Consider the following 3,878-nt stretch of genomic DNA (forward strand, 5'->3'; position numbering starts at 1 on the left):
GATGGGAAAGCCAAACCCACCCCGTCATCTTCGATCAGCAGCAGGGCAGTCTCATCGACACGATGGAGCTGTATGCGGACAGATCCGGCTCTTCCTTCAGGAAACGCGTACCGCAGTGCGTTCGTGACGATCTCTGTTACGATGAGGGAGAGCGGCACGGCCTGATCGGGCGTGATCGGCACATCGTGGATGTCCAGTGAAAGACTTATACGCCCTCTATTGGAATGGTTGTTCGCCGTGAAAATCTGGCTCGCAAGCTCTTCCATGAAGGCCCTGATATCGAGCGATGAGAGTCCACCTTCAGGGTAGAGGTAACGATGGAGCGTTGCCAGCGAACGCACCCGGTCCCGGACGAGGTGGAATTCTTCTCGCGCTTCCGGCAGCTTGATACGGTTCGCCTGCAGATTGAGTAGCGAGGCCACGATCTGGAGATTATTTTTGACGCGATGGTGGATTTCTCTGATAAGGAGATCCTGCTGTTTGGTTGCGCGCTGGAGCCTTGCCTCATGCCTGTCCAGGCGTTTCGTGGCCCTGCTGAAAGCGCGCTCCATCTGGCGGATTTCAAGTGGGAGCGACAAGGGCAAATCGGGTTGAAATGAACCGTGTCGTCTCCATTCCGAGACGCTAGAGGCAAGCTTCTCAAGCGGTTCGACCAGATAACGTTGCGCAGCAAGAGCTACCAGAAGCAACTCCACGACAAGGATAAGGACGATGAGCATCACGCGCGCAAGAAACAGCTGCAAGGCGCGCGTCTCAGCTGCGCTTCGAACCGAGACAGCAACGATACTGGTGGGACCATAACCCGGTATAAGGGTGTAGTAGACGTTATTGGCCTCGAAATGATCGGCCCGTCTTCCCACCTTGAGGTCGGCGCGCAAGCGGTCTGTTACCTCTCGCGACCAAGGCGAGGTGACGTTCTGTCTTGCAGTCAGGGCAACCGGAGGGGTCTGCTCCGTAAAGAGCCATAGATCGGTCGAACCGACATCGGGCTCGTTCGAAACATGCGCATACTGCGCCGTCGAGACCAATTCCTGATTGACGAGCGGTCGGAAGGCGATCAGCCGTCCAGGGACCGAGGAGCCGGTCCGGTCAACATAGTCAAGCCGTATCGAAGAACGGACAAGAAGGGCAGACCCTGCGATCACGACTTCTGTAGCCCCGTCACCCTCGGCAAAACTCTCTTTTTCAGAGACCGCATCTCGTGAGGCACTGGCAAGAGCAAGAAGATTGCTTTGGCAGGGGTTGCCGTCCTTTTCGTTTCCCCGACTGCTGGCAACGATTTTTCCGGCGCTGTCGACCAGCTCGAGCGAGCAATAGTGTTGTTGACTGACAGACTGAACGAGCTGGAAAGCCCGGGGCGCAATCTCCTCGTGTAGGGTAATCTGTGCCAGGGTCTCCAACGCCCCCTGTGCCCGGCCCAGATCCGCGGCGATTTCATGTCTCGCACTTACCGCATCGGCCTTGGTGCGCTCAAAGCTGTTGTCTGAGGTCGCAAGATAGGTGTGCCACGCGAGAACCCCCGCGACGGTCGCAAGCGGCACAGAAGTGCAGACGATAAGCGCCATGACGCGCGAACCAACCGTATCAAAAAGACGGGTTTTCAGGCCGACGGCTTTTAATGGGTGCAGTGGAAGAAGCCTCAAGCCTAGCGCCTTTTTATTATCCGGCGCCGGGCGCTGTCGGCAAGTTGCCGTTCAGGACTGGCGGTCGTCACGATCTTCTTCGATCAGGCGCAGTAATTCCTCAGGAATTGGCTCGTTTGCGACGTCATCGAAGAGCTGATGAAGCCCTCGCTTCAACCATAGGTCGAAAGGATTTTCTGTTTCATTGCTGGGGCCTGCCTGGCGGGGCTTCTCCGGCGTGCCGTCCTTTCCCCCAGTCATGTCCTCACCTCAACAAAAAAATTCAACCCATGCGATCTTAACAATGCGTCGCCGGACGAGTTGCACTAACGAAATTTAATCATCGCATTTTGAAGAAAAGGAAAGACCCAATCGCGCCAAAGGGGAATGAGTTACCTCACTCCCCTCCATAACTCTGCAAATATGTCGCAGCATCAGGCCAGTCTAGTTACGCTAGCGGCAATCAGAATGTGAACAGATCGTCAGATTTGAGTCCCTTGCGGCGACGATCATCCAGCGTGGCGCGGAGAGCAGCAACCTTAACGCGCAACTTGTCGTTCGCGGGCAGGTCGCCGGTCATCCAGGCCTCGAGCTGACGACGGGCACGGAATACACGGCTCTTGGCCGTTCCGACAGCACAGCCCGTAGCTTCTGCGAGGGCTTCGTAGCTCATGCCCTGCACAACGACCATCACGAGCGCCTCGCGCTGATCGGCAGGCAGACGAGACAGCGCCATCGAGAGATCTTTAAGCGCCAGACTGTCTTCGTGCGTCGCGTTGCTCGCAAAGGACGATGCAGGCACATCCTCGATATCCGTCGTCTCACGGCGCTTGCGCAGATCGGAAATGAAGCGGTTGCGCAGAATACGATGCATCCAGGCCGAAAAATTCGTGCCGGGGATGAAGCTATCCTGAGCCGCAAGGGCATTGCATACCGCGTCCTGAACCAGATCCTCGGCTGCGGAACGGTTGCGTGTCAGGGACAGAGCCTGAACGCGCAGTTTGGGGAGAATCTGGATAACCTGGTCATGGAAGCTGGTCATGCGAAAATCCTTCTTCGCTCGGTGCTTTTCAACGGACCAATGAACGGGCGAAGGAGGAGGTTGCATGCAATGAAAAAAACTGAAAATTTTTGTTAGACGCCTGAGATGCCTCGTCGCAAGGACAGTTTGTGGCGGTCAGGCAGAGCGCTTACTGCTCCCCATAGTCTATCTATGCGGGATCCGCAGATGGTGAGGCGATCTCGGCAAGCTGGGCTCGTGCTCTCGACACACGCGCTTTCATCGTACCGACTGGACAATCGCAGATCGCAGCGGCCTCCTCGTAACTCATCTCCTGAGCGCCAACGAGAATCAACGCCTCACGTAAAAGCTCAGGCAGACGCCATAAAAGCTGCGATAGATCCATGACGCCATCCTTGTATCGATCACGCTCATCGAACCCCTCCTCACTACCTCGTGATATCTCGCCGAGAATCTCTGTTTCTTTCACCTTGCGACGGCGCTGCTCGAAAAAAACATTCCTCAGGATGGTGAATAGCCAGGCCTTGAGATTGGTCCCTGGAACGAAGCTGTCACGCGCGGCCAGCGCACGCAAAACCGTGTCCTGCACGAGGTCATCGGCTGCGGAGGCGTCTCTGGTGAGGTAGCGTGCAAAACCGCGCAGATCGATGAGGTGCGTGGCAATTCCCCGCCGGACGGGGTCAGCCTTCGCTCCCGCCTCTCGCGGATTGTCTGGCTTGTCGGTGCTCAGCCTGTGATCTCCCGGTAGCGCATGACTGCATTCCTCTTTGCTCAGCGCCGAAAAAGTGCCATCGTAACGCAACGAACCGCGTTGTGTTGGCGGAAAATTTCTGGAGCTTCGTTTCTCTATGGTCGATGCAGAGCGCCAAGACCTCATGCAAGCCTTGCCCTTTGCGCGACGTTTTGCAAGAGCTCTTGAAGGCACACAGAAGCAGGGTGATCAGCTTGTGGCCCATGCCATACGCTACATGGCTACGCGCAAGGGTGGACATGAGATCAGTGTTCGCTTCCGTCTTTACAAGTCGATCATCGACTGTTTTCAGGCAGCCAACGACAGTGCTCATCCTCCGTCATCCCTCACCCTTACGCAGCGTTTCGTCCTGCTTCTCACATCGCTTGAGGAGGTTCCCCTCAGCGCAGTTGCCATGATTCTCGGGCGAACAGAGGCCGATATCCTCGGTGATATCGCCAAGGCGAATGAGGGTCTGCGTTCAGTTGCCGAGACAAGTGTGCTG

General features: G+C 56.5%; 4 protein-coding genes and 1 pseudogene. 1 reads left to right on the plus strand and 4 read right to left on the minus strand.

The window, feature by feature from the left end; all coding sequences use genetic code 11:
- The 4 genes from P792_RS25040 to P792_RS0118270 all read right to left on the minus strand — a co-directional run.
- A partial coding sequence (locus tag P792_RS25040) for a sensor histidine kinase (RefSeq protein WP_023978041.1) occupies window positions 1–1,643 on the minus strand: 1,643 nt, incomplete at its 3' end.
- 51 nt (window positions 1,644–1,694) lie between these two features.
- Window positions 1,695–1,883: a NepR family anti-sigma factor gene (locus P792_RS25045; RefSeq protein WP_023978042.1), complete on the minus strand. Its 189-nt coding sequence runs from the start codon at window positions 1,881–1,883 to the stop codon at window positions 1,695–1,697.
- 202 nt (window positions 1,884–2,085) lie between these two features.
- The gene (locus P792_RS25050) at window positions 2,086–2,664 is read right to left on the minus strand and encodes a sigma-70 family RNA polymerase sigma factor (RefSeq protein ID WP_023978043.1); all 579 of its coding nucleotides are present in this window, start codon (window positions 2,662–2,664) and stop codon (window positions 2,086–2,088) included.
- Window positions 2,665–2,833: 169 nt separating this feature from the next.
- Window positions 2,834–3,307, minus strand: a complete 474-nt coding sequence (locus P792_RS0118270; protein ID WP_031240265.1) for a sigma-70 family RNA polymerase sigma factor — start codon at window positions 3,305–3,307, stop codon at window positions 2,834–2,836.
- 211 nt (window positions 3,308–3,518) lie between these two features.
- On the opposite strand from P792_RS0118270, the pseudogene P792_RS38390 reads away from it, so the two are divergent.
- Window positions 3,519–3,878: pseudogene (locus P792_RS38390) on the plus strand (response regulator); the annotation flags it as partial.

The sequence above is a fragment of the Asaia sp. SF2.1 genome (assembly GCF_000505765.1).
GTDB lineage: Bacteria > Pseudomonadota > Alphaproteobacteria > Acetobacterales > Acetobacteraceae > Asaia > Asaia bogorensis.